Raw genomic sequence first — 22,154 nt, 5'->3', positions numbered from 1 at the left:
GGCCGTGGGGCGTTTACTCGCCAATTGTGCCTGAACTGGGGCTTTACCTGTTTTTAGTTGCGGCGCCAGCCCGCTCCCCCACCCGGCCACCCAACGGCAGTATCCTACGGGTGGCCGGGTGGGGGAGCGGGCTGGCGCCGCAATTCAACCTAGCGCCCCAAATTCTTCAATGCCAGCGTCAACAGATAGCTGCTGCCGCGCCGTGCGTCGCCGGTGGTCTGGTAATCGCGCTTCCAGGTGAGGCCGAGGCGCAGGCAATCGTCCTCATATTCGAAGCCGAGGCGATGGCGCACCGGCTCGAACCCGTCGGAGAGCGAGGTCGGGTCCTCCTCGCGGTCGGTGAGGTCGATCACCGCCGAGCCGAACACCGACCAGAAGCGCGCAACCTTCACCCGCGCGCCGACCCGCGCCTCCTCACGGTCCTGGAGATCCTCCAGCGCGAAGCCGATATCGCGGTTGAGCCGCAGATAGCCGATCGTCGCGAAAGTATCGCGCGAGCCCACGGTCGCGTCGATCTCGTTGCGGCGGATCGCGAAATTGTCCTTGTCCAGCCGGTAGCGGTGCGTGAACGACAGGAAGTCGTGATAGCGCACCACGGTGCGGCCGACGATGTCGGAGAGCCGGTCGGTCAGCCCGGTGCCGTCGGGCAGAATCGTCGCGCGCGAATCGAGGCGATAGCTCTGGCCGATATTCGCCTCGACCGAGAGACCGGGCAGGTAGAGCGCATAGTCGAGCCCGAAGGTGAAGCGCGTCGAATCCTCGAACCGGTCGTAGCCGGGGAAGCGGTTGAGTGCGAACAGGTTCGAATCCTCGAGATCGACCGAGCGCGCATCCTCGTTCGGCACGTCGAAATTCTCGAGCCGCGGCGCGGCGACGATCTGGAAGCGCGGGGTGATGCGCTGCACGCCGCCGAACGCCTCGCCGATCAGCGGCCATTTCATGTCGATCGCGAGCGCGCCGATCGCGCGGCCGCGGAATCCTTCGAGCCCGCGATAGCTGATCTGGCTGGTCGCCGCGGTATCGGTGGTGTTGTAGAGGTCGCCGCGGCCATAGGCGGTCAGCGTGATCTCCTGCCCCCAGGCGGTGAGCTTGCGCAGGTCGTAGCGCAGCGAGGCGAAGGCGCGCTGCGTGTCCTGGCCGCTCGCGCGGCCGATCGCGAGGCTGTTAACCTGGAGCTCGAAGCGGCCGCCCTCGATCAGCGACTGGCCGAAGCGCAAGCGATAGTCGATCTCGGGCAGTGCGATCGGCTGGAGGCCCTGGCTCTCGGTCGGGCGCAGCGTCTGCACCGCCCAGCCATTGATCGAAAGCATCGAATCGCGGTCGATCCGCTCGATCCGGACATTGTTGCGCAGCCGGTCGTCGCTAGAAATGTCGTAGCGGCGCAGGAAGGTGCGGTCGCTGGCGATCCGCATCGATCCGCTGACGCTCCAATAGGGATCGAGCTGGAAGCGCCCGCTAGCGTCGAGATAGCCGCGGAACGCATTCTCGCTCGACACGTCGGGGGTCGGCGAAACGAAATCGTCGCTGCGCCGGCTATAGGTGCCATAGCCGGTGACGCGGAACGCGCCGTTCGAGGTAAGCTGGCGATATTCGGCCTGCAGCATCGGCAGCGCGCCGGTGAAGACGCGCGGCGTGATGGTGAAGTCGCGATCGGGGCCGAGGCTGAAGTAATAGGGCAGTCCGACCTCAAACCCGTTGACCGCGTCGTAGCGGATCTCGGGGGCGAGCAGGCCGCTCGCATTGCCCGCGCCGACCGAGTGCGAGAATACCGGCAGCGGCAGCGTCGCGAAGCCGAACAGCGAGACGCGCGCGCCCTTGTAGCGGATGCGCTGCTTGGCGGGATCGTAGATCACGCGCACCGCCGTGATCTTCCACGACGGCTCCTTGGGGCAATTGTTCGAATCGACCACCGCGCACGGGGTATAGGCGGCGCGCTCGACGCTGATCACGCCGCCCGCATCGCGCGTGCCGCGCTCGGCGGCGAGGCGCCCGCCCTGTTCGAGCACGACGAGCATGTTCTCGATCGCGCCGTCCCTGAGCGAATCGGTCAGCTCGACACGGTCGCCATAGGCGGTGTCGCCCTCGGGATTGGTCATCGCGATATTGCCGGTGGCGAGCACCTGGCCGGTCTTGCGGTTCCACACCACCTTGTCGGCGCGCAGCCGGTTGCCCTCGCGGAACATCCGCACGTCGCCGCTGACCGTGACGATATCCCCCTCCGAATCATATTCGGCGAGGTCGGCGGAGAACTGGATCTGGTCGGGATCGTCGGGCAGCGGCGCTTCCGACGGGGGCGGCGGCTCGGTCGGCCGGTCCTGCAGGTCCTGCGCGGCGGTGGCGGCGGGCGCGAGGCAAAACGCGAACGGCAGAATCCCGGCGAGAAGCAGAGCCTTGCGCGTCACCTTCGAACCAACCCCTTAAACACGCCGCTGCAGCAGCCGCCTTCGGCCCTATCGCACCCCGCGCCCGGCTTCGCAATCGCCGGGCTTTGCCGTTCGCCATGCACTGGCCTAGAGAGACCTCAAATCACGACCACCAGCCCACAGGAACAGGAAGCTTCATGCGCGTAACATTCTCCGCCACCCGGCCCGCCGATGCGGCCGTGATCGCTCTGCCGGTCGAGAAGGACGGGCTCGATCGCATGCCCGCCGGCACGCTCGACGACGCCACGCTGGCGCTGGCGCGCGGTGCGGCCAAGGCCGGGCGGTTCGACGGCGAGGCGGGCTCGATCGTCGAGATCTTCGTCCCCGGCGCAGAGGGCGCCAACCGTCTGCTGCTGCTCGGCGTCGGCGCGGGGGGCGAGGCCGATTACGAACGCGCGGGCGGCGCGCTGACCGGGCGCTTCCTGACCTCGGGCGTCACCTCGATCGCGGTCGATTTTGCAAGCCTGGGCGGCGCACCGGCCGCACGCGCGGTGGCACGGCTGGCGGCGGCGGCGATGCAGCGCGGCTGGCGCCATGACGTCTATCGCACGCGCCTCACCGACAAGCAGAAGCCGACGCTCGACGAGATCGTGCTGGCCGGCGCGCCCGACGGCAGCGAGGCAGCCTGGACTCAGTTCGAAGCGGTGACCGCCGGACTCGACCTGACGCGCGGCCTCGTCTCCGATCCGCCCAACATCGTCTATCCTGAGAGCTTCGTCGAGCGCTGCCGCCATCTGACGGACCTCGGCGTGGAGATCGAGGTGCTCGATCGCGCGGCGATGGAGAAACTCGGCATGGGCGCGCTGCTCGGCGTGGCGCAGGGCTCGGTGCGCGAGGCGCGGCTGCTGGTGATGCGCTGGAACGGCAAGGGGGCCAAAGAATCAGATGGGGGTGTCGACGTGGCGTTCGTCGGCAAGGGCGTGACCTTCGACACCGGCGGCATCTCGATCAAGCCGGCCGCGGGCATGGAGGACATGAAGTGGGACATGGGCGGCGCCGGTGCCGTCGCGGGCGCGATGAAGGCGCTCGCCACGCGCAAGGCCAAGGCCAATGTCATCGGCGTATGCGGGCTGGTCGAGAACATGCCCGACGGCAATGCCCAGCGGCCGGGCGACATCGTCACCTCGATGTCCGGCCAGACGATCGAGGTGATCAACACCGACGCCGAGGGGCGGCTGGTGCTGTGCGATGCGCTCACCTGGGTGCAGAAGACGCATGGGCCCAAGACGATCGTCGATCTCGCGACGCTGACCGGCGCGATGATCATCAGCCTGGGCAGCGAGCATGGCGGGTTGTTTTCGAACGATGACGGCCTCGCCGACGAGTTGCTCGCCGCGGGCCGCGCGACTGGCGACCTGCTGTGGCGCTTCCCCCTCGGCGACGCATACAACAAGCTGATCGACAGCCCGATCGCGGACATGAAGAATGTCGGGCCGCGCGGCGCGGGATCGATCACCGCGGCGCAGTTCATCCAGCGCTTCGTCGACGAGGGGGTGCGCTGGGCGCATCTCGACATCGCCGGCATGGTGTGGGCGGACAAGGCCGGCAACACCTATGACAAGGGCGCGACCGGCTTTGGCGTGCGCCTGATCGACCGTTTCGTCCGCGACAATTTCGAGGGCTGAGACCTAAGGTGCAGGTCGATTTCTACCACCTCACCGTGACGCCGCTGGAGCGGGCGCTCCCCGGCATCGCGGTGAAGGTGGTCGAGAGCGGCCAGCGGCTGCTGATCGTCTCGGCCGACGAACATCAGCGCCGCCGGATCGACGGTTCGCTATGGACCTGGCAGATCGAGAGCTTCCTGCCGCATGCCCAGGCAGGGGCGGGGGACGACAGCCTCCAGCCGGTGCTGATCGCGGGTGAGGTGGCGCCCGCCAACGGCGCGCGCTTCGTCGCGCTGATCGACGGCGAGTGGCGCGACGCGGCCCTGGAATTCGATCGCGCCTTCCATTTCTTCGACGGCGACAAGATCGCCGAGGCGCGCGCGGCGTGGAAGGGGCTGGCCGACCGCGAGGGCGTCGAGCGGCGCTACTGGAAGCAGGACGAGAGCGGGCGCTGGGCGCAGGCGGCCTAGGAACCCGTCGACAGCGGCACCCGGCAGAGCTGGTCGGATGCGGTGATGAACAGGCTCTTCCCGCCCTCGCCGACACAGGCGTTGGCGATCGGCTTGCCGGTGCCGATGATGCCGAGCAGATCGCCGCCGGGCGTCAGGACGTGGATGCCGCCAGGCCCGCTCGCGAACAAATGCCCGTCGGGTGCGACATCCATGCCATCCGGCGCGCCGCGCAGCCCGGCATCCTGCTCGCGGCGCATATCGCGGAACACGCGCACGCCCTCCGGCATGCCGCGCGCGTCGAGCGCATAGGCCAGGACATGCGGCCGCTCGCGATCCGACAGCGCGAGATAGAGCGTGCGCTCGTCCGGGGAGAGACCGACCCCGTTGGGCTTGCGCTGCGTGCGGTCGAGCACGGTCAGCGTGCCGTCCGGATCGAGCCGGTAGAGCCCGGCAAATTCGAGCTCGCGCACCGGCGATTCGTCCATGCCTTCCAGCCCATAGGTCGGGTCGGTGAAGTAGATCGCGCCGGACTTCGAGACGACCAGATCGTTGGGGCTGTTGAATCGTTTGCCTTCGAACCGGTCGGCCACCACGGTGCGCCGCCGCGTGGCGAGATCGACCCGAACCAGGGCACGCGAACCGCTGTCGGCGAGCAGCAGCCGGCCCTGCCGGTCGAGCGCCAGCCCATTGGCGCCCGGCTCGCGGATCGTCGCGGGCACGGCACCTTGCAGGCCGGAGGGCGAGAGGAACGGCTTCGCCCCGCTCGCGCGGCTCCAGCGATACACGACATTCTTCGGCACGTCGGAGAACAGCAGATACTCGCCCTGCGGTACCCATAGCGGCCCCTCGCTCCATGTGTAGCCGCTGGCCAACACCTCGATCTTCGCATCCGGGGGAATGATGCGGTCGAGCCGCGGGTCGAGCCGGGTGATGCCTGCGCTCTTTGCGGCGGGCAGCTGTGCCAGCGCGGTGGAACAGGCGAGGCCGGCCCCAAGCCCGGCGATAACGGCGCGTCGGCCGGGATTGTGCATGCTCTTCCTCTGCATTGGTTCGGCCGAAACGATAGGATCGCCGCGGCGCGGGAGCAATGTCCGCCGCCGGCGCCGCTTCCCCTTGCCACCGCCGCCGCGCCCGACTAGAGGCCCGCGCAATCCCCACCCCCAAGTACAGGAGCCGCACGGCCATGGCCGCGAACCGGACCTTTTCGATCATCAAGCCCGATGCCACCCGCCGCAACCTGACCGGCGCGGTCACCAAGATGCTGGAGGAAGCGGGTCTCCGCGTCGTCGCCTCCAAGCGCATCCAGATGACCCAGGAGCAGGCCGAGGGCTTCTACGCGGTTCACAAGGAGCGCCCCTTCTTCAACGACCTGGTCCAGTTCATGATCTCAGGCCCCGTCGTCGTGCAGGTGCTCGAGGGCGAGAACGCGGTGCAGCGCAACCGCGACATCATGGGCGCGACCAACCCGGCCAATGCCGACGCCGGCACGATCCGCAAGGAGCTGGCCGAATCGATCGAGGCGAACTCGGTCCATGGTTCGGACTCGGACGAGAATGCGGCGATCGAGATCGCCTATTTCTTCAAGCCGGAAGAGATCGTCGGCTGATTTTTCGAGGGGAAGCCCACGAGACAGGGACAGGCCTCTCCCCGCACCGGGGAGGGGCCTTTCTTTTTGCTTCAGGCTGGCGCCTTCAGCCGCGCCAGCTCCTGCGCCCACATTGCGTCGATGCGCGCCTGGTCGCCGCCGCGTTCGCGCACCCGCGCCGCCTCGATGCGCAGCTCGCGGCCGGCGAGCATCCGTCCGCTGGTGCGCCATACCAGCTCGACGATCGCGCGATCCTGCTTCGTTACGTCGCCCGCGCGGTAGCTGACCGTCACCAGCACCGGCAGCCGTCCCTCGCGCTCGTCCGCGCCCTTGTCGGTCGCCCCCAGCACCGGGCTGCCGAACCAGCTCGCCTCGATCCGCGGGAGCACTGGCGCTTGCGCGCCGATGTTCAGCGCCTCGGGGAAGGCGATGGCGGTGTCGAGGATTTCGTGCGCGGGATCGCTCAGCACGACCTGCTGCCCGCCGTCGCTCACGCTCGCGCGCAGGTCGAGCCGGGTCTCGGCGGCCTTCGCCTTGCTCGCCTCCGCTGCCTTCTCGCTCGCCTCGTTCCGCTTGTCGGCCCAACTGATCCACAGCGATACGCCGGCGATGATCACGCCCGCGACCGCGACGATCTCGCCGATCGTCAGCCAGCGGCGGCGGATCGCGCGGGCTTCGGCTTTCTCTGCTGGGGTTTCGTTCATGCGCTACGGAATAGCGATCCGCGGCGCGCGAGTCATCGTTGCGGCAGCGTGATCGTCGCGGAAAGCCCGCCGCCCTCGCGGTTGGCCAGAGCGATGTCGCCGCCGGCCTCGCGCACGATCGCGCGTGCGAGGGTGAGGCCGAGGCCCACGCCGCCGGTGGTGCGGTTGCGCGAGGGGTCGAGCCGGGTGAAGGGATCGAACACCGCAACGAGCTGGTCGGGCGGGATGCCGGGGCCGCGGTCGGCGACCTCGATTTGCACGGCGTCCTTGTCGGAGGTCAGCAGCACCTCGCCCCCGCCGCCATATTTGACCGCGTTCTCGATCAGATTGCGTACCGCCCGCCGCATCAGCGCGGGGCGCAAGCTGACGATCAGCCGCTGCCCGTCCTGATACTCGACCGCATGACCGAGGTCGCGGAAGTCGTCGACCACCGCGTCGATCAGTGCCGACAGGTCGGTCTCGGTCGGCGGCTCGCTCGGCCGGCCGAGGCGCGCGAGGCTGAGGATATCCTCGAGCGTGCGGTTCATCTCGTCGATCGTGTCCGCCATCCGCTCGCGGTCTTCGTCGTCCTCGACCGACTCGATGCGCACGCGCAGCGCGGCGAGCGGGGTGCGCAGGTCGTGCCCGATCGCGCCGAGCATCTGGTCCTTCTCGTCGAGCATCGCGGTGACGCGGCGGCTGAGCGTATTGTAGGCGGCGATCACCGCGCGCACGTCCCCCGGGCCGCGCTCCTCGACCGGCTCGCCCGGATCGGAAGGTTTGAAGTCCCGCGCCGCCGCCGCGAGCTTGCGCAGCGGGCGTGCGACGCGGTGGCCGATCCACAGCACCGGGATCAGCACCACGGCATAGAGGATCAGCGTCTGCGCGATCAGCTGCCAGATCAGCGAGCGTTCGGTGCGCGGCCAGCCGGTGGTCATCGTCAGCCAGCCCTTGCCCGGAATCTCGACCGCGACGCTGAGCTCGGCGCCCATCCGCTTCATCCGCTCGGCACGCAGCGCGTTCATGCGCGCGAAGCGCGGGTCGGTGGGGGAGATCGGGCGCAGCCCGGTGATGACCCGGCCGACCGGCAAGTTCGATTCGCGCATCGCTTGGCGGATGCCCTCCTCGACGTCGAGGCGCGGCTCCAGCCCGGATTCGATCGGGTTGGCCGGCTGCAGCCGCAAGCGTCCCTTCTGCCGCTCGCGCCCGTCCCCCGTCGGTTCGCGGAAACGGCCGTCGCGCAGCCGCTCGGCGGCGTCGACCACCCGGGTGATCGCCGGCGCGGTGACCTGGCTGAAGCGATAGGCGCGGCGCTCGCGCAGCAGCAGCGCGAAGTTGATCGCCTGCGCCACGAACAGCGCGACCGCGACGAGCAGCGCGATCTGGCCGGTGAGGCTGCGAGGGACCAGCCGGTTCACAATTTGGTGACGTCGCTCGCCAGCGTGTAGCCGCCGCCCCAAACGGTCTTGATGAGGGTCGGGTTCTTGGCGTCGGGCTCGATCTTTTTGCGCAGGCGGCTGACCTGGTTGTCGATCGCGCGATCGAACGCCGCGGCCTCGCGCCCCTGCGTCAGGTCGAGCAGCTGGTCGCGGGTGAGCACCGCGCGCGGACGCATCACCAGCGCGAGCAGGAGGTTGTACTCGCCGGTCGAGAGCGGCACTGAGACGCCGTCGCGATCGACCAGCGCACGCTCGCCGGTCTTCAGTACCCAGCCCGAAAAGGCGTAGCTGCCGCTCTCCGGCGCATGCTGGCGGGTGCCGCCGGCATGCATGCGGCGCAGCACCACCTTGATCCGCGCGGCGAGTTCGCGCGGGGAAAAGGGCTTCACGACATAGTCGTCCGCGCCCATTTCGAGCCCGACGATGCGGTCGGTCTCCTCGCTCTTGGCGGTCAGCAGGATCACCGGGGTCTCGCTGGTCGCGCGGATGTGGCGGCACAGGCTCAGGCCATCCTCACCCGGCATCATGATGTCGAGCACCACCAGGTCGATCGCATAGGCCGAAAGCCGGGCGCGCGCCGCCTCGGCGTCGCCGACCTGGGTGACGCGGAAATTCTGCTTGGTGAGATATTGCGCCAGCGGCTCACGGATCGAGCGCTCGTCGTCGACGAGCAGCAAGTGCGGGGTCTCTGCGGTCATCTCCGCTGGCGTAGCAGATTCGCCGCCAGCCGGAATACCCCGCGCCCGCGCGGAAAGCCGTGCCGCGAGTGCCGGGCGGGCACGGAGGAGGTCGTAAAGCCCGCCCGGCATGCCGCTCACTCGTCCTGGGGGGTAGCAGGCGAGGGCGGAGTGGTCCCGCTGGCGCCGCGCTTCTTGCCGCGCTGCGCCTGCATCTCGGTGGCGTCGATCTTGCCGTCGCCATTGGCGTCGAGCTTGGTGAAGCGCTCCGCCGACTGGGCGTCGAACTCGGCCTTGCTGATCGCGCCGTCGCCGTCGCCATCGGCGCTCTTCATCGCGCGGCCGGCCTTCATCTTGCCGGGCATGGCGCCCATCGTCTCGCCCGCGGCCTGCGCCCGGGCGCGCTTGCCCTTGCCCATGCCGCGGCCCATGCGGCGCTCATCGGCACTGATCGTGCCGTCGCCATTGGCGTCCATGCGCGCGAAGCGGGCCTCGACCATGGTGCGGTTCTCGGCCTTGCTGATCATGCCGTCGCCATTGGTGTCGGCACGCTCCATGGCGCGATCGGCCATGCCGCCGCCACGCCGGGCGCCGGGCATGAAGTCCGCCATCTCGCCGCCTTTTCGCTCCGCCATCGCAGAGCGCGCGGCTTCGGCGCCGGCCTTGCGCTCCTCGGCGCTCAGCTGGCCGTCCTTGTTGGCGTCCATCCGGTCGAAGCGGGCATCGGCGCGCTCGAGCATCTGCGTCTTGGTGAGCGGCTGCTTGGGCGCCATCGGGGTTTCGCTCTGCATCGCGATCGCGACGCCGGCCACCAGCATCGCGCCGATCGCCGTGGCAGTCAGAAGATTCTTCATGGCAGGCTCCTCTCGAGCGGCGAAGGGGTGCCGCGATGACGCCCTCTCTGAACGCCGCCTGTCGCAGTCCTATGTCAGGCCGCTCCGAAAGTGTCGCAACTTGTATCAGGAGGGGCGAACCCTATCCATTCGTCACCCGGGTCGAGCCCGGGGTGACGAGGGAAGGTGCTGAACTCAGCCGAAAATGGCGACGCCCTGTTTCCCCTCCGCGACGAGCGTGCCGTCGGCATTCCACATGCGCATCGCCTGGCTCGAATAGCCCTCGCGCGCGACGTCGGTCTCGGCATGCAGCAGCCACCAGCCGTCGGTCGTGACCGGCCGCGGGCGCACGAAGTTGACGATCCAGCTGAGCGAGGAGAGCGGCGTCATCTTCTCGAACAGCTTGAACGCAGCAGGGGGCAGCGCGTCGCCCAGCGCCATCAGCTCGACCTCGGGATCGAGCCCCTCGCGCTCGATCAAGCGTCCCCAGCGCAGCCACTCGGTCGGCCCGGCCGCGTCCTTGATGTCGTAGAAGTTGAAGTTGCCAGTGAAGAATCCGGGCGGACCCGTATAGAGCTGCGCATCCGCAGGCGGCGGGGCATGGCGCGCGGGTGTGGTCGTGTCGTGATCGATCGCCGAGGACAGCGCCGCCATGAACACGAAGGTCGTGCGCAGCCCCAACCCTGCCTCCGACACGATGTCCGACTGGATGAACGCGGCGTTGCGCCCGCGGCGCAGCTTGGTCGCGGTGACGGTGACCGGTCCGGCGAGCGGCCCGACGAACGCGACCTGCGCCGAGCGCAGCGGGGGCAGCTCGGACTCGATCTGCTTGGCCGCGGCGAGCGCCAGCGCGGCCGACAGCCCGCCATAGGCAGTGCGCCCCTGCAGCCAGTTGGACGGGATCGCGGTGGTGAAGCCGGTATCGGTCCGCTGCGCCTGAGCCAGCAGCGCGGGGAGCGAAGTCATGCCGGCGCCGTCTCCGCGTAGCGATCGCGCAGCTCGCGCTTCAGCACCTTGCCGATCGCGCTGCGTGGCAGCTCCTCAACCGCCACCAGCGCAGACAGCCGTTGCGTCTTGCCCAGCACGGCGTTGACCGCGCCCAGGATGTCCTCGGCCACCGTCGCGTCAGAGGGGACGTAGAACCCCACCGGCGTCTCGCCCCATTGCTCGGACGGCACGCCCACCACCGCGCAGTCGCGCACCCCAGGATGCTTGGCCAGCTCGGTCTCGAGGTCGCTCGGGTAGATGTTGAACCCGCCCGAAATGATCAGGTCCTTCTTGCGGTCCATCAGGATCAGGAAGCCGTCTTCGTCGAACCGCCCGACATCGCCATGACGGATGAAGCGGTTGCCCTCGGCGTCGAACCATTCGGCGTCGGCGCTGGCCTGTTTGCGGCCGTGATAGCCGCTCATCATCGCCGGGCTGCGGCCGACCACCTCGCCCATCTCGCCCTGCGCCACCTCGCGCCCCTCCTCGTCGATCAGGCGGATGTCGTGCCCCTCCACTGGAACCCCGACCGTGTGGAGCTTGTGCGGGAACATGTTGCAGATCAGCACGCTGGTGCCGCCGCCCTCGGTCATCCCGTAATATTCGACGAGCAGGCCGGGCCAGCGCGCCAGCACATCGGCCTTGAGCGCGGGCGGGAAGGGCGCGCTGGTGCAGGTCTTGAGGCGGAAGGCGGAGAGGTCGTAGCTGTCGAAATCCGCGACCGCCATGATCCGCTGATACTGCACCGGCACCAGCATCGCGTGCGTCGCGCGATGCTTCGCCGCCGCCTCGAGGAACCCGCGCGCGTCGAACTTGCCGAGCAGCACTGCCGTACCGCCCCAGCCCAGCGTCGGGATGAAGCTCACCAGCGTGGTGTTCGAATAGAGCGGGGTCGCGATCATCGTCACCGCGTCGCCGAAGCCCGCCGCGGCGTTGCGCGCGATATGCGCCCAGCGCATCGCATGCGGCTGGACGATGCCCTTGGGCGTGCCGGTGGTGCCCGAGGAGTAGATAATGTTGAACGGATCGTCCGGGCCGATCTCGACTGGTTGTGGTTTCGCAGCGTCCGTCGGGAGGCCGTCGAGCGGGATCCGCTTCGCCGCCACCGGCCGGTCTCCGAGCGTCGCAGCGGCATCGGCATCGAGGAACACCAGCGGCGCGCCGCAATCGGCGATCATCGCCGCCATCTGGTCGCCGGTCGAGGAGGGGGCGATCGGCGCCGGCGCGCAGCCCGCACGGACCGCGGCGAGGAACACCAGGGCATAGTCGAACGAGGCCGCGCCGATGATCGCGATCGCCTGCCCTTTGCCGCCGCCGTCGTGCTGGATCGCTGCGGCGATGGCGTCCATCCGCGCGTCGAGCTGGGCATAGGTCAGGTGCGCGTCGCCATACACGATCGCGGTCTTGGCGCCGCGCTCGCGCGCATGCGCGGCGATCAGCTCGGGCAGGGTGGCGAAGGGGTGGAGCAGGATTTCGGCGGCGGTGGGCATTCGCTTTCCTCGATTCGGCGGCGAGGCTATGCGAAACGGGTCCGCGCTGCCATACGCGATCTTCTAAAACGGAGCGGGAACATGACGCAGATGGAGGGCATGGCCGCGATCGTCACGGGCGGGGGCACCGGGATCGGCGCGGCCGTGGTGCGGCGGCTGGCGGCGCGCGGGGTGCGGTGCGCGATCAACTATGCCTCGAGCCGGGACGCGGCCGAAGCGCTGGCGGCGGAGGTCGGCAATGGTGCGATCGCGGTGCAGGCCGACATCGCCGACGACGCGCAGTGCCGCGCGCTCGCCGCGGCCGCGATCGACGCGTTCGGGCGGATCGACCTGCTGGTCAACAATTCGGGCAAGACCAAGTTCGCCAATCATGAGGATCTCGACGGGCTCGATGCTGAGGATTTCCTCGACATCTACCGGCTCAACACCGTCGCGCCGTTCCAGATGATCCGCGCCTGCGCCCCGGCAATGCGCGAGGGCCCGGCGAGCGCGGTGGTCAACATCGCCTCGGTCGCGGGGGTGTTCGGCAACGGCTCGTCGGTCGCCTATGCCGCGTCCAAGGGCGCGCTGGTGACGATGACCAAGAGCCTCGCCCGCGTCCTCGCTCCAGTGATCCGGGTCAATGCGGTCGCGCCCGGCTATGTCGGCACGGGCTGGTTCAGCGAGCGGATGACGCAGGAGGCGTTCGAGGCGTTCGAGAAGTTCATCGCCGGCCAGACCCCAATGGCCATGGCGGCGCATGCCGAGGATATTGCGGGGCCGGTGGTCAATTTGCTCGACCCCGCCAGCCGCGTGATCACCGGCGAGACGGTGCTGCTCGACGCCGGTGCGCATCTCGACGTGGGGCTGTCGAGAAGGCCGGGGAGGGGTTGAGCTGGCTCCTCCCCTTCAGGGGAGGTGGCATCGCGAAGCGATGACGGAGGGGCCGCCGTCGAGACGGCGGGCTACGCCCGCCGCCCCTCCACCAGCCTGCGGCTGGTTCCCCTCCCCCGATGGGGGGAGGAATTTCAATTACGCCTTCGCCGTATTCTCCGCGGTCTGGCCGAACAGGATCTTCTTCTGCTCGTCGGTCATTGGCGGGTTGCCCGGGCGGACTTCCTCGCCCTTTTCATAGGCGCGGATCGTGGCGGGGCGGGCCTTCACCGCTTCGAACCAGCGCTTCACATGCGCGAAATCGTCGAGATTCTGGCCCTGCGCCTCGTGCGGGACGATCCAGGGATAGATCGCCATGTCCGCGATCGAATAGTCCTCGCCGGTCACGAATGGCTTGCCCGCGAGCTGGCGGTCGAGCACGCCGTAGAGGCGGTTGGTCTCGTCGATATAGCGCTTCTGCGCGTAGGGGATCGGCTCGGGCGCATAGCGGTTGAAATGGTGATTCTGCCCGGCCATCGGGCCGAGGCCGCCCATCTGCCACATCAGCCATTGCATCTGGACGACCTTGTCGCGTGGCTCGGGACCGAAGAACTTGCCGGTCTTGTTGGCAAGATAGGTCAGGATCGCGCCGCTTTCGAACACGCTGATCGGCTCGCCGCCGTCGGCGGGGGCGGTGTCGATGATCGCGGGCATGCGGTTGTTGGGCGCGATCTTGAGGAAATCGGGGTTGAACTGGTCCCCCTGGCCGATGTTGACCGGATGGATGGTGTAGGGGACGCCGGCCTCCTCCAGGAACAGCGTGATCTTGTGGCCGTTCGGGGTGGGCCAGTAATAGAGGTCGATCATGTTGCGGGGAGCCTCCGGCTTGGGTTGCCGCCGCGAGATAGGAAGCGGCCCCGCCAGCGCAACCGGCGCTATGCGGCCGGTTCGGATTCGGCTTCCGGATGCCGGTGCACCTTGGGCACGACGCGCAGCACGATGATCGTCAGCGCGCCGAAGGCGAGCGCCGCGGCGAGGACGAAATTCCCCGCCTTGAACCCGCGTTCCGCGCCCCATGCCAGTGTCTGGGTGAGCACCAGCGGCGCGACGATCAGCGCGACGCTGTTGAGACTGGCGATGCCGCCCTGGAGCGCGCCCTGGCGGCTCGCATCGGTCATGCGCGAGAGCAAGGCGTTCATCGACGGGAAGGCGAGCGCCTGGAACGCGCTGACCATGAGGATGACATAGATCATCCAGGTCTCGCGCGCGAAGATATAGGCGGTGAAGGCGAGTCCGCCCGCCGCCATGCCGAGCACGACGGTGCGCTCCTCACCCCATGCCTTGATCGCGCGGCCGGTGACCAGCATCTGCACGGCGGCCATGCACAGGCCCGAGGCGGCGAGCGACAGCCCGATCATCTGTTCGTTCCAGCCGAGCGTGATCTCGCCGAAGAATGCCCAGGTCGAGGGGTAGACCATGTGCGCGAACTGCCACAGGAACATCGCCGCGAGCAGCCAGCCGGCATTGCCCGCGTGGAACAGCGGCTTGAACGCCGCGAAGACGTGCGCATTGCCCCAGCGGAACGGCCGGCGGCCCTCGGGCTTGATCGTCTCGGGCAGCATGGTGAGGATCCAGATGGCGTTGAGCCCCGCCAGCACCGCCGCGGCGATGAACGGCGTGCGCGGCCCGAAGCCGGCGAGCAGCCCGCCCAAGGCTGGTCCCAGGATGAAGCCGATGCCGAACGCCGCGCCCATCATCCCGAAGGTGGCGCCGCGCTTTTCGGGCGGCGTCACGTCGGCGAGCACGGCGTTGGCGGGACCGAACGAGGCGCCCGCGATTCCCGCGATGACGCGGCCGAGGAACAGCCAGCCGATCGTCGGCGCGGCCGCCATCAGCGCATAGTCGATCGAGAAGGCGATCATCGAGAAGAGCAGCACCGGCCGCCGCCCGATCGCGTCGCCCAGCGTGCCGAGCACCGGCCCGGCGAAGAACTGCGCGACCGCGAAGGCGACGAGCATATAGCCGCCGATCCGCGCCGCATCCTCGAGGCTGACATGGGCGAGCTCGACGATCAGCCGGGGGAGGACGGGCAGGACGATGCCGAAGCCGATCGAATCGATCATGACGGCCGCGAGCACGATCGGCACCGCTCGATGTTCAAAGCGCATAGGATCCCCTTTGGGAGGCGCTTCTAGCCCGGGCGGGGCGGCGTGTCGCGGGGGATTGTGCCGCACCGGCCAAAAACGCTGCTTGACGCGCCCCAGACCATACCGCAAATTCGAAACATCGATTTCCGGCGACTCTTAGCGGAGCGCCGGAACATGGACGCGATGGAACATGTCGGTGCCGAAGTTGGCTTTCGGACAAAACCGGCGTCCGTGGATGGGTGTGGAGAGGAGAATAAGGTGGCAACCCTGGCTGAACCGGCGACGACAAGCGGGATCGACCAATTCCGCGCTGAGGTGCGCGAATGGCTGACGGCGAACTTCCCCGCGTCGCTTAAGGGCAAGGACAATGCCCTGTCCGCGGTCGAGGGGCCGACCGAGGAGACGCCCGAGCAGGCGGCGTGGCGCAAGGCGATGGGCGAGAAGGGCTGGGGGGTGCCGACCTGGCCCAAGGAATATGGTGGTGGCGGGCTCAGCCGTGCCGAGGCCAAGATACTGGCCGAGGAGATGGCGCGGGCCGGCGCGTGGAACCCGATCGGCGGCATGGGCGTGATGATGTTCGGCCCGACGCTGCTGGAATATGGCAACGAGGACCAGAAGCGCGAGCATATCCCGGCGATCGCGCGAGGAGAAGTGCGCTGGTGCCAGGGCTATTCGGAGCCCAATGCCGGGTCCGATCTCGCCAACCTGCAATGCTTCGCCGAGGACCGGGGCGACCATTATGTCGTCAACGGCCAGAAGACCTGGACGTCGGGCGGGCAATGGGCGGACAAATGCTTCGCCATCGTGCGCACCGACAAGACGCAGAAGCAGGGCGGCATCACCTTCCTGCTGATCGACATGGATTCACCCGGGGTCGAGGTGAAGCCGATCCAGATGATCAGCGGCATGTCGCCCTTCTGCGAGACCTTCTTCACCGATGTGAAGGTGCCCAAGGCGAACCGCGTCGGCGAGGAGGGGCAGGGCTGGACGATCGGCAAGCGCCTGCTCCAGCACGAGCGGACGAACCTGTCGGGCGGCGGATCGCGGCTGATGCCGAGCGGGCCGTCATTGGCCGATGTCGCCAAGAAATATGCCGGCGCGGATGCGGAAGGGCGCGTCGCCGATCCCGACCTGCGGGCGCGTATCGCCAAATGGGAGATGGACTGGCGCGCCTTCCTGCTCACCGCGATGCGGGTGCAGGCGGAGAGCAAGGCAGTGGGCGGCATCTCCGAGGTCTCGTCGATCCTCAAGACGGTGGGCACCAAGCTCGGACAGGAGCGCGCCGAGCTGCTGATCGAGATCCAGGGGCTGCAGGGGCTGGGCTGGGAAGGCGAGGGCTTCAGCGAGGCGCAGCTCAAGGGCACGCGCGGCTGGCTCTTCGGCAAGGCGACGACGATCTATGGCGGATCGACCGAGATCCAGAACAACGTCATCGCCAAGCGGATCCTGGGGATGCTGGATCATCAGTGACGACTTCCCTCTTCCACAAGCGGGAGAGGGGGGAGAAGGAAGAAGAAAGAAATGGCCGTTCTGACCGAAGAACAGACGATGCTGCGCGACATGGCGCGCGACTGGGCGGAGAATGAAAGCCCCGTCTCGGCATGGCGCAAGGTGCGCGATGCGGACGAAGCCATGGGCTTTGACGCCGGCACCTGGGCGACGATGGCCGAGATGGGCTGGGCCGGGATCATCATCCCCGAGGCGCAGGGCGGCAGCGATTTCGGCTGGCTGAGCCTGGGGCTGGTGATCGAGGAGCTCGGCAAGACGCTGACGGCGAGCCCGCTCGCCGCGTCGGCCGCGGCGGCATCGGCGATCCTGCTCGGCGGGAGCGAGGAGCAGAAGGCCAAGTGGCTGCCGCGCATCGCCAGCGGTGAGCTGGTCGCGACGCTGGCGGTGGACGAGGGGCCGCGCCACGACCCGGCGGGCGTCGCGGCAAAGGTCGAGAGTGGCAAGCTCAGCGGCACCAAGGCATTCGTCGCCGAGGGCGACAGCGCCGGGCTGTTCGTGGTCGCGGCGGTGGATGGGCTGTATCTGGTCGAGGCGGGGGCGGGTGTGGCGGTTTCGCGCCGGCATCTCGCCGATTTCCGTAGCCATGCGGAGGTGGCGTTCAATGGCGCGGCGGCGGACAAGCTCGCCGGGGGCGGCGCCAACGAAAATGGGGGCCTGCTCGACGCGGTGCTCGACCGTGCGGCGGTGCTCACGGCGGCCGAGATGCTCGGCATGGCGAGCGCGGCGTTCGACACGACGCTGGCTTACCTCAAGCAGCGCGTGCAGTTCGGGCAGGTGCTGGCGACCTTCCAGGCGCTGCAGCACCGCATGGCCAATCTCTACAGCGAGATCGAGCTGATGCGCTCGGCGGTCGAGGCGGGGCTGGCGGCGATCGACGGGGGCGGGGATACGCGCCAGGCGGCCTCGCTGGCCAAGGGCAAGGCCAATGAGGTCGGCCATCTGATGAGCCGCGAGCTGATCCAGCTGCATGGCGGGATCGGCATGACCGACGAATATGATGCCGGGTTCACGCTCAAGCGCATGCGCGTGCTCGAGCAGATGTGGGGGAACACGGCGTATCACCGCGACCGGTTCGCGCGGCTGAGTGGGTATTAGAGGGAGAAGGCCCTCACCCCGGCCAGCGTCGGGTGAACGATGCCCCGCATCGTTCAGGTCAGGCTGGGAGCCTGACCAACTCGACGCTCCCGCAAGCGGGAGAGGGGGAAGGGAGGTGCTGGCTTACACCGGAGCGCTGCCGATCGCCTCGCGGATCGCCTGCTCGACCGGTGAATAATCCCCGTCCGCGCGATCCAGGCTGACCGGCTCCCTCGGCAACAGCGGGGGCTGTGCCATGAAGCGCGGTTCGGTGCCGCGGTGCGGCTGGGCCGTATGGACCAGGAAGGGGTGGCACAGATAGACTGTGCCTGCCTTGCCCATCGCCAGCACCTCCGGCCGGTGCGCGGAGCCGGCGAAGCCGTCGGCGGCGAGCTCGCGCAATGTCAGGCCCGCCTCGCCCGCGGGGGCGAGCTGGCGGGCGATGTCGAGATGCGATCCGGCGCGGATGCGGGTGGGCGCGTCGTCGGGGCCGATGTCCGAGAACAGGAACAGCATCAGCAACGCGCGGCCCCGGCTGAAGACATTGGCGCGCCACTCCATGAAGTCCGCGCTGTCGCCGAAGCTGACGTCGATATGCCAGCCGGCGTCGCCCGGGTCCTCGGGCGATGGGAAGCGCACGGGGAAGGTGCCGAGCGCGCCCTGCGGCAGCCAGCGGCCCGGGCCCACGAGCTGGTCGAACGCGGCGTGGAGCACCGGCATGTTCGCCGCCTCGCGGAAGGGCGGCTGGGCGTAGTGGCCGAGGCGGACGACCGGCCGCGTCCAGGTCGAGCGGTCGTGCGGGTCGCAGCCGGTGTCGCGCCACAGGATAGTGCGCGCGGCTTGCGCGGTTTCGGGGGAGAAGGCGCCGTCGATGCGGACGAAGCCGTCGGCGATGAAGGAAGCGATCTGCGCAGCGCTCAGCGCGTGTGTGTGACCCATGATGGTCTCCTATCGATGATGCAGGCGTTCGGGCGGCGCCGGGGCGCCGCGGGGCGAGCCCTTGCTCGCGGGCCGCTCAGACGAGCGGGAACGCAGCTGCGCGATTGAAGAACGTGATCGTCATGGTGGGGAGCAAGTTAGTCGCCGCGCCGTGCATTGCAAGCCGGCGGCCCGGAAACCGGCGTGGCGGAGGGGCCGCGATGACGCCGTGCCGTCACTGCTTTCGAACCATCGTTCAGCATACCCGGAAAACCTGCCGGGTGCGGGATGGGATAATTTCACGCTAGGGTAAGTGGCAATTTGCAACGGTTTTGTTGGCTTGACCCAAAGCCCGATATTCGATCTATTCGAGTTTGCGGTATGGAGCCGCGTAGTGCTCCAGCCCGAAAAGGGGAGTAGATGATATGAAGCGGTGTCGTTACCTGGCTGCGGCTGCGGTTCCTGCATTGATGGCGGCGTTCGCTGCGCCGGCCTTCGCCCAGGAGACCCCGGAACCGCCGGCCGAAACCACCAACGAGATCGTGATCACCGCGCAGGGCCGCGCGCAGCAGCTCGCCGACGTGCCGCTCGCGGTGTCCGCGGTGACCTCCGAGGCGCTCGAGCTGACCGGCGCGAGCGACATCCGCCAGCTCAATCAGGTCGCGCCGTCGCTGCTCGTCTCCTCGACCGGATCGGAGGCGAACGGGTCGGCGCGTATCCGCGGCATCGGCACCGTCGGCGACAATCCCGGCCTCGAAAGCTCGGTCGCGGTGTTCATCGACGGTGTCTATCGCTCGCGCTCGGGCATCGGCCTCAGCGAGCTGGGCGAGATCGAGCGGATCGAGGTGCTGCGCGGGCCGCAGGGCACGTTGTTCGGCCGCAACGCGTCGGCTGGCCTGATCAGCATCGTCTCCAAGGCCCCGTCCTATTCCGGCTTCTCGGCGGGCGCAGAGGTCACCTATGGCAATTACGACCTGTGGCGGCTGAGCGGCAACGTCAACGTGCCGCTGGGCGGCGACTTCGCGGCGCGGATCGACGGCGTCTATGTGAAGCGCGACGGCTATTACAACGACGCCGCCAACAACACGACGGTCAACGACCGCGACCGCCTGTTCCTGCGCGGCCAGCTGATGTTCGAGCCGTCGAGCGACCTCACCGTGCGCATCATCGGCGACTATACCAAGCGCGACGAGGCGTGCTGCGGCGCGACCTATGTCGACAACAGCGTCAACCCGTATATCGGCAATCTCAACAACCCCGCGATCCCGCTGCAGCAGCCGGGCGCGGTGCCCGGCCGCACCAACGATTCGGGCAACAACATCATCAACGTGATGACCGCGCTGGGGCAGAACCCCGCGGCGCTGCACGCCGGCTATTCACGTGAGCTGTCGGTGACGCCCGGCCGGTCCTATGGCGGCGAGACCGAGGATTACGGCGCCTCGCTTCAGATCGACTGGAACCTGGGCGGCGCGACGCTGACCTCGATCACCGGCTATCGCCACTATACGAGCAGCCAGGGCGGGGACATCGACTATAGCACCGTCGACATCCTCTATCGCGCGGACGACGGCAATTCGAGCCGCCAGTTCAAGACGTTCAGCCAGGAGCTGCGACTGCAGGGCACGGCGTTCGGCGACAAGCTCGACTGGCTGATCGGCGCCTATTACGCCAACGAAGACCTGACCGCGACCGACAACCTCAAGTTCGGCAACCAATATGGCCGCTTCGCCACGTGCCGCATCGTCTCGCCGGGCGGGCTTTCCGCGCTCTATTCGCCGACCTCGCCCGCCTGTCTCGCCGCGCGTCCGCCGGTGTTCGGCGCGGCCTCGCCGCTGATCTATGCGGCGATGGACAATCTCGACAGCATCAACAATCGCGGCACCACGCTCGACGTCTATGAGCAGAACAGCCGCAACTGGGCGCTGTTCACGCACAACATCTTCCACCTGACCTCGACGCTCGATGTCACGCTGGGCGTGCGCTACACCAACGAGCGCAAGAAGTTCAACGCGACCTTCGGCAACAACAACACCGCATGCGTCGCCAACCAGGGGCTGGTCGGCGCCTTCATCAATCCCAACAGCCCGGCGTTCAACACCGCGCTGTTCGCGGTCTCGCAGTCGATCCTCAACCTGTCCTGCCAGGGCAACTCGACCTCCGAGCTCAACGGCGTCTCGATCAACGACGAGCGCAAGGAGGACGAGTTCACCGGCACCGCGGTGCTCTCGTGGAAGCCGGTTGACGAGCTGCTGGTCTATGCGAGCTATTCGCGCGGCTACAAGGCGGGGGGCTTCAACCTCGATCGTTCGGCGCTCAAGGCGCCGGCGCAGTCCTTCGCCAGCATGGGCGGCGCGCAGGCGCTGGTCGGCAATCTGCAGTTCGACCCCGAGATCGTCGACGCGTTCGAGATCGGCGCCAAATATTCGAAGGGGCCGTTCGCGCTCAGCGTCGCGGCGTTCCGCCAGCAGTTCAAGAACTTCCAGCTCAACACCTTCGACGGCACGGTGTTCATCGTGCAGAACGTCAATGGCTGCTCGGCCGATCTCGGCGGCGCCGACCGCGACCAGAGCTTCTTCCCGGGCTCGGCCAACTTCCTCAACCCGGTGATCGCGCCGGGCGCGGCGTTCAACTTCAATCCGGCGCTGGGCACCGGGGCGTGCGCCGCGGACGACGTGACCTATGGCGTGACCTCGACCGGCGTCGAGGTGGAGGCGTCGATCAGCCCCGCGCGCTTCCTGACCGTCAATCTCGGCCTGACCTATGCCGATACGCGGTATCGCGACAATCTGGTCGGCAACGACAGCGGGGCGCCGCTCAACCCCGCGCTGCGGATGCTGCCGGGCGACAATTTGTCGAACGCGCCGGAGATCGTCACCACGGCGTCGGTGGCGTGGACGCCGGAGCTGGGCTCGACCGGGCTGTCGGGCCTGTTCTACCTCGACACGCGCATGACCGGCGACTTCAACACCGGATCGGACCTGTTCCCCCAGAAGGAGCAGGATTCCTACGCGGTGTTCAACGGCCGCGTCGGCATCCGCGGACCCCAGGAGCGCTGGGCGATCGAGTTCTGGGCGCAGAACATCTTCAATGAGAAATATGCCCAGGTGGCGTTCAACTCGCCGTTCCAGGCGGGCGGATCGACCACGCCGCCCTTCGCGCCCGGCTTCACCTTCGCGCCGTTCGTCGATCCGCAATTCCCGGGCGGCCGCCAGATCTTCTCGCAGTTCCTCGCCGAGCCGCGGACCTTCGGCATCACCGGCCGCGTGAAGTTTTGAGAGATTGCCCGGATCGATCGACACTCAGGCAGGTTCGAGGGGCGTATCGATTGACAAGCCGTCACCCCGGCCTTGTGCCGGGGTCCACGGTGCCGCATCGGCAGCCTTTAGAGCCTCTTGTCCAACGCTTGCCTCACGGTGGACCCCGGCACAGGGCCGGGGTGACGAAGGAGTATCGCATCGGCCGCTATGGGGTGAATGCCGAC

General features: G+C 68.2%; 18 protein-coding genes. 7 read left to right on the top strand and 11 right to left on the bottom strand.

Annotated features, from left to right (window positions below):
• Window positions 1-149 precede the first annotated feature (149 nt).
• Window positions 150-2,402: an LPS-assembly protein LptD gene (locus OK349_RS06225; protein WP_372340538.1), complete on the bottom strand. Its 2,253-nt coding sequence runs from the start codon at window positions 2,400-2,402 to the stop codon at window positions 150-152.
• Between the two features lie 158 nt (window positions 2,403-2,560).
• On the opposite strand from OK349_RS06225, the gene OK349_RS06220 reads away from it, so the two are divergent.
• Both OK349_RS06220 and OK349_RS06215 read left to right on the top strand, forming a co-directional pair.
• The gene (locus OK349_RS06220; protein ID WP_265116947.1) at window positions 2,561-4,048 is read left to right on the top strand and encodes a leucyl aminopeptidase; all 1,488 of its coding nucleotides are present in this window, start codon (window positions 2,561-2,563) and stop codon (window positions 4,046-4,048) included.
• Window positions 4,049-4,056: 8 nt separating this feature from the next.
• Window positions 4,057-4,497: a DNA polymerase III subunit chi gene (locus OK349_RS06215; protein WP_265116946.1), complete on the top strand. Its 441-nt coding sequence runs from the start codon at window positions 4,057-4,059 to the stop codon at window positions 4,495-4,497.
• Here OK349_RS06215 and OK349_RS06210 read toward each other — a convergent pair.
• Window positions 4,494-5,525: an SMP-30/gluconolactonase/LRE family protein gene (locus tag OK349_RS06210; RefSeq protein ID WP_265116945.1), complete on the bottom strand. Its 1,032-nt coding sequence runs from the start codon at window positions 5,523-5,525 to the stop codon at window positions 4,494-4,496. The genes OK349_RS06215 and OK349_RS06210 overlap by 4 nt on opposite strands.
• Window positions 5,526-5,662: 137 nt before the next feature.
• Here OK349_RS06210 and ndk point away from each other — a divergent pair, with 137 nt between their 5' ends.
• Window positions 5,663-6,085, top strand: a complete 423-nt coding sequence (gene ndk, locus OK349_RS06205) for a nucleoside-diphosphate kinase (RefSeq protein WP_265116944.1) — start codon at window positions 5,663-5,665, stop codon at window positions 6,083-6,085.
• A 71-nt stretch (window positions 6,086-6,156) separates the two neighbouring features.
• Here the strand turns inward: ndk and OK349_RS06200 are convergent, their stop codons facing one another.
• From OK349_RS06200 to OK349_RS06175, 6 genes are all read right to left on the bottom strand, one after another.
• A complete protein-coding gene (locus tag OK349_RS06200; protein ID WP_265116943.1) occupies window positions 6,157-6,768 on the bottom strand; it encodes a hypothetical protein in 612 nt (203 codons plus the stop codon).
• A 32-nt stretch (window positions 6,769-6,800) separates the two neighbouring features.
• Window positions 6,801-8,165, bottom strand: a complete 1,365-nt coding sequence (locus OK349_RS06195; protein ID WP_265116942.1) for a sensor histidine kinase — start codon at window positions 8,163-8,165, stop codon at window positions 6,801-6,803.
• Window positions 8,162-8,884, bottom strand: a complete 723-nt coding sequence (locus tag OK349_RS06190) for a response regulator (RefSeq protein ID WP_265116941.1) — start codon at window positions 8,882-8,884, stop codon at window positions 8,162-8,164. Before OK349_RS06190 ends, OK349_RS06195 begins: the two co-directional genes overlap by 4 nt.
• Before the next feature lie 116 nt (window positions 8,885-9,000).
• Window positions 9,001-9,717, bottom strand: a complete 717-nt coding sequence (locus OK349_RS06185; protein ID WP_265116940.1) for an EF-hand domain-containing protein — start codon at window positions 9,715-9,717, stop codon at window positions 9,001-9,003.
• 174 nt (window positions 9,718-9,891) lie between these two features.
• On the bottom strand, window positions 9,892-10,662 hold the full coding sequence (locus OK349_RS06180; protein WP_265116939.1) for a thioesterase family protein: 771 nt from the start codon (window positions 10,660-10,662) through the stop codon (window positions 9,892-9,894).
• Window positions 10,659-12,173, bottom strand: coding sequence for a class I adenylate-forming enzyme family protein (locus tag OK349_RS06175; protein WP_265116938.1), 1,515 nt, complete (start codon window positions 12,171-12,173; stop codon window positions 10,659-10,661). Before OK349_RS06175 ends, OK349_RS06180 begins: the two co-directional genes overlap by 4 nt.
• A gap of 81 nt (window positions 12,174-12,254) precedes the next feature.
• On the opposite strand from OK349_RS06175, the gene OK349_RS06170 reads away from it, so the two are divergent.
• A complete protein-coding gene (locus OK349_RS06170) occupies window positions 12,255-13,046 on the top strand; it encodes an SDR family NAD(P)-dependent oxidoreductase (RefSeq protein WP_265116937.1) in 792 nt (263 codons plus the stop codon).
• Between the two features lie 138 nt (window positions 13,047-13,184).
• On the opposite strand, the gene OK349_RS06165 is transcribed toward OK349_RS06170, so the two are convergent.
• Both OK349_RS06165 and OK349_RS06160 read right to left on the bottom strand, forming a co-directional pair.
• Window positions 13,185-13,892: a glutathione binding-like protein gene (locus OK349_RS06165; protein WP_265116936.1), complete on the bottom strand. Its 708-nt coding sequence runs from the start codon at window positions 13,890-13,892 to the stop codon at window positions 13,185-13,187.
• Window positions 13,893-13,960: 68 nt separating this feature from the next.
• On the bottom strand, window positions 13,961-15,193 hold the full coding sequence (locus OK349_RS06160; protein WP_265116935.1) for a TCR/Tet family MFS transporter: 1,233 nt from the start codon (window positions 15,191-15,193) through the stop codon (window positions 13,961-13,963).
• A gap of 237 nt (window positions 15,194-15,430) precedes the next feature.
• Here OK349_RS06160 and OK349_RS06155 point away from each other — a divergent pair, with 237 nt between their 5' ends.
• The gene (locus tag OK349_RS06155; protein WP_265116934.1) at window positions 15,431-16,642 is read left to right on the top strand and encodes an acyl-CoA dehydrogenase family protein; all 1,212 of its coding nucleotides are present in this window, start codon (window positions 15,431-15,433) and stop codon (window positions 16,640-16,642) included.
• A gap of 51 nt (window positions 16,643-16,693) precedes the next feature.
• On the top strand, window positions 16,694-17,776 hold the full coding sequence (locus tag OK349_RS06150) for an acyl-CoA dehydrogenase family protein (protein ID WP_265116933.1): 1,083 nt from the start codon (window positions 16,694-16,696) through the stop codon (window positions 17,774-17,776).
• Between the two features lie 123 nt (window positions 17,777-17,899).
• On the opposite strand, the gene OK349_RS06145 is transcribed toward OK349_RS06150, so the two are convergent.
• Window positions 17,900-18,694: a phytanoyl-CoA dioxygenase family protein gene (locus tag OK349_RS06145; RefSeq protein WP_265116932.1), complete on the bottom strand. Its 795-nt coding sequence runs from the start codon at window positions 18,692-18,694 to the stop codon at window positions 17,900-17,902.
• 404 nt (window positions 18,695-19,098) lie between these two features.
• On the opposite strand from OK349_RS06145, the gene OK349_RS06140 reads away from it, so the two are divergent.
• Window positions 19,099-21,948, top strand: a complete 2,850-nt coding sequence (locus tag OK349_RS06140; RefSeq protein ID WP_372340537.1) for a TonB-dependent receptor — start codon at window positions 19,099-19,101, stop codon at window positions 21,946-21,948.
• Window positions 21,949-22,154 lie beyond the last annotated feature (206 nt).

Source organism: Sphingomonas sp. BT-65 (genome assembly GCF_026107375.2).
Lineage (GTDB): Bacteria > Pseudomonadota > Alphaproteobacteria > Sphingomonadales > Sphingomonadaceae > Sphingomonas.
The sequence above is the reverse complement of the archived record's forward strand: the minus strand, read 5'-3'. Positions and strand labels throughout refer to the sequence as shown.

What these genes read in the sequence shown, in the direction of transcription:
- OK349_RS06220 (WP_265116947.1), top strand. Translation starts at nt 2,561, where the DNA reads ATGCGCGTAACATTCTCCGCCACCCGGCCCGCCGATGCGGCCGTGATC.
- OK349_RS06190 (WP_265116941.1), bottom strand. Translation starts at nt 8,884, where the DNA reads ATGACCGCAGAGACCCCGCACTTGCTGCTCGTCGACGACGAGCGCTCG.
- OK349_RS06185 (WP_265116940.1), bottom strand. Translation starts at nt 9,717, where the DNA reads ATGAAGAATCTTCTGACTGCCACGGCGATCGGCGCGATGCTGGTGGCC.
- OK349_RS06175 (WP_265116938.1), bottom strand. Translation starts at nt 12,173, where the DNA reads ATGCCCACCGCCGCCGAAATCCTGCTCCACCCCTTCGCCACCCTGCCC.
- OK349_RS06180 (WP_265116939.1), bottom strand. Translation starts at nt 10,662, where the DNA reads ATGACTTCGCTCCCCGCGCTGCTGGCTCAGGCGCAGCGGACCGATACC.
- OK349_RS06140 (WP_372340537.1), top strand. Translation starts at nt 19,099, where the DNA reads ATGAAGCGGTGTCGTTACCTGGCTGCGGCTGCGGTTCCTGCATTGATG.
- OK349_RS06200 (WP_265116943.1), bottom strand. Translation starts at nt 6,768, where the DNA reads ATGAACGAAACCCCAGCAGAGAAAGCCGAAGCCCGCGCGATCCGCCGC.
- OK349_RS06165 (WP_265116936.1), bottom strand. Translation starts at nt 13,892, where the DNA reads ATGATCGACCTCTATTACTGGCCCACCCCGAACGGCCACAAGATCACG.
- ndk (WP_265116944.1), top strand. Translation starts at nt 5,663, where the DNA reads ATGGCCGCGAACCGGACCTTTTCGATCATCAAGCCCGATGCCACCCGC.
- OK349_RS06170 (WP_265116937.1), top strand. Translation starts at nt 12,255, where the DNA reads ATGACGCAGATGGAGGGCATGGCCGCGATCGTCACGGGCGGGGGCACC.
- OK349_RS06150 (WP_265116933.1), top strand. Translation starts at nt 16,694, where the DNA reads ATGGCCGTTCTGACCGAAGAACAGACGATGCTGCGCGACATGGCGCGC.
- OK349_RS06160 (WP_265116935.1), bottom strand. Translation starts at nt 15,193, where the DNA reads ATGCGCTTTGAACATCGAGCGGTGCCGATCGTGCTCGCGGCCGTCATG.
- OK349_RS06145 (WP_265116932.1), bottom strand. Translation starts at nt 18,694, where the DNA reads ATGGGTCACACACACGCGCTGAGCGCTGCGCAGATCGCTTCCTTCATC.
- OK349_RS06210 (WP_265116945.1), bottom strand. Translation starts at nt 5,525, where the DNA reads ATGCAGAGGAAGAGCATGCACAATCCCGGCCGACGCGCCGTTATCGCC.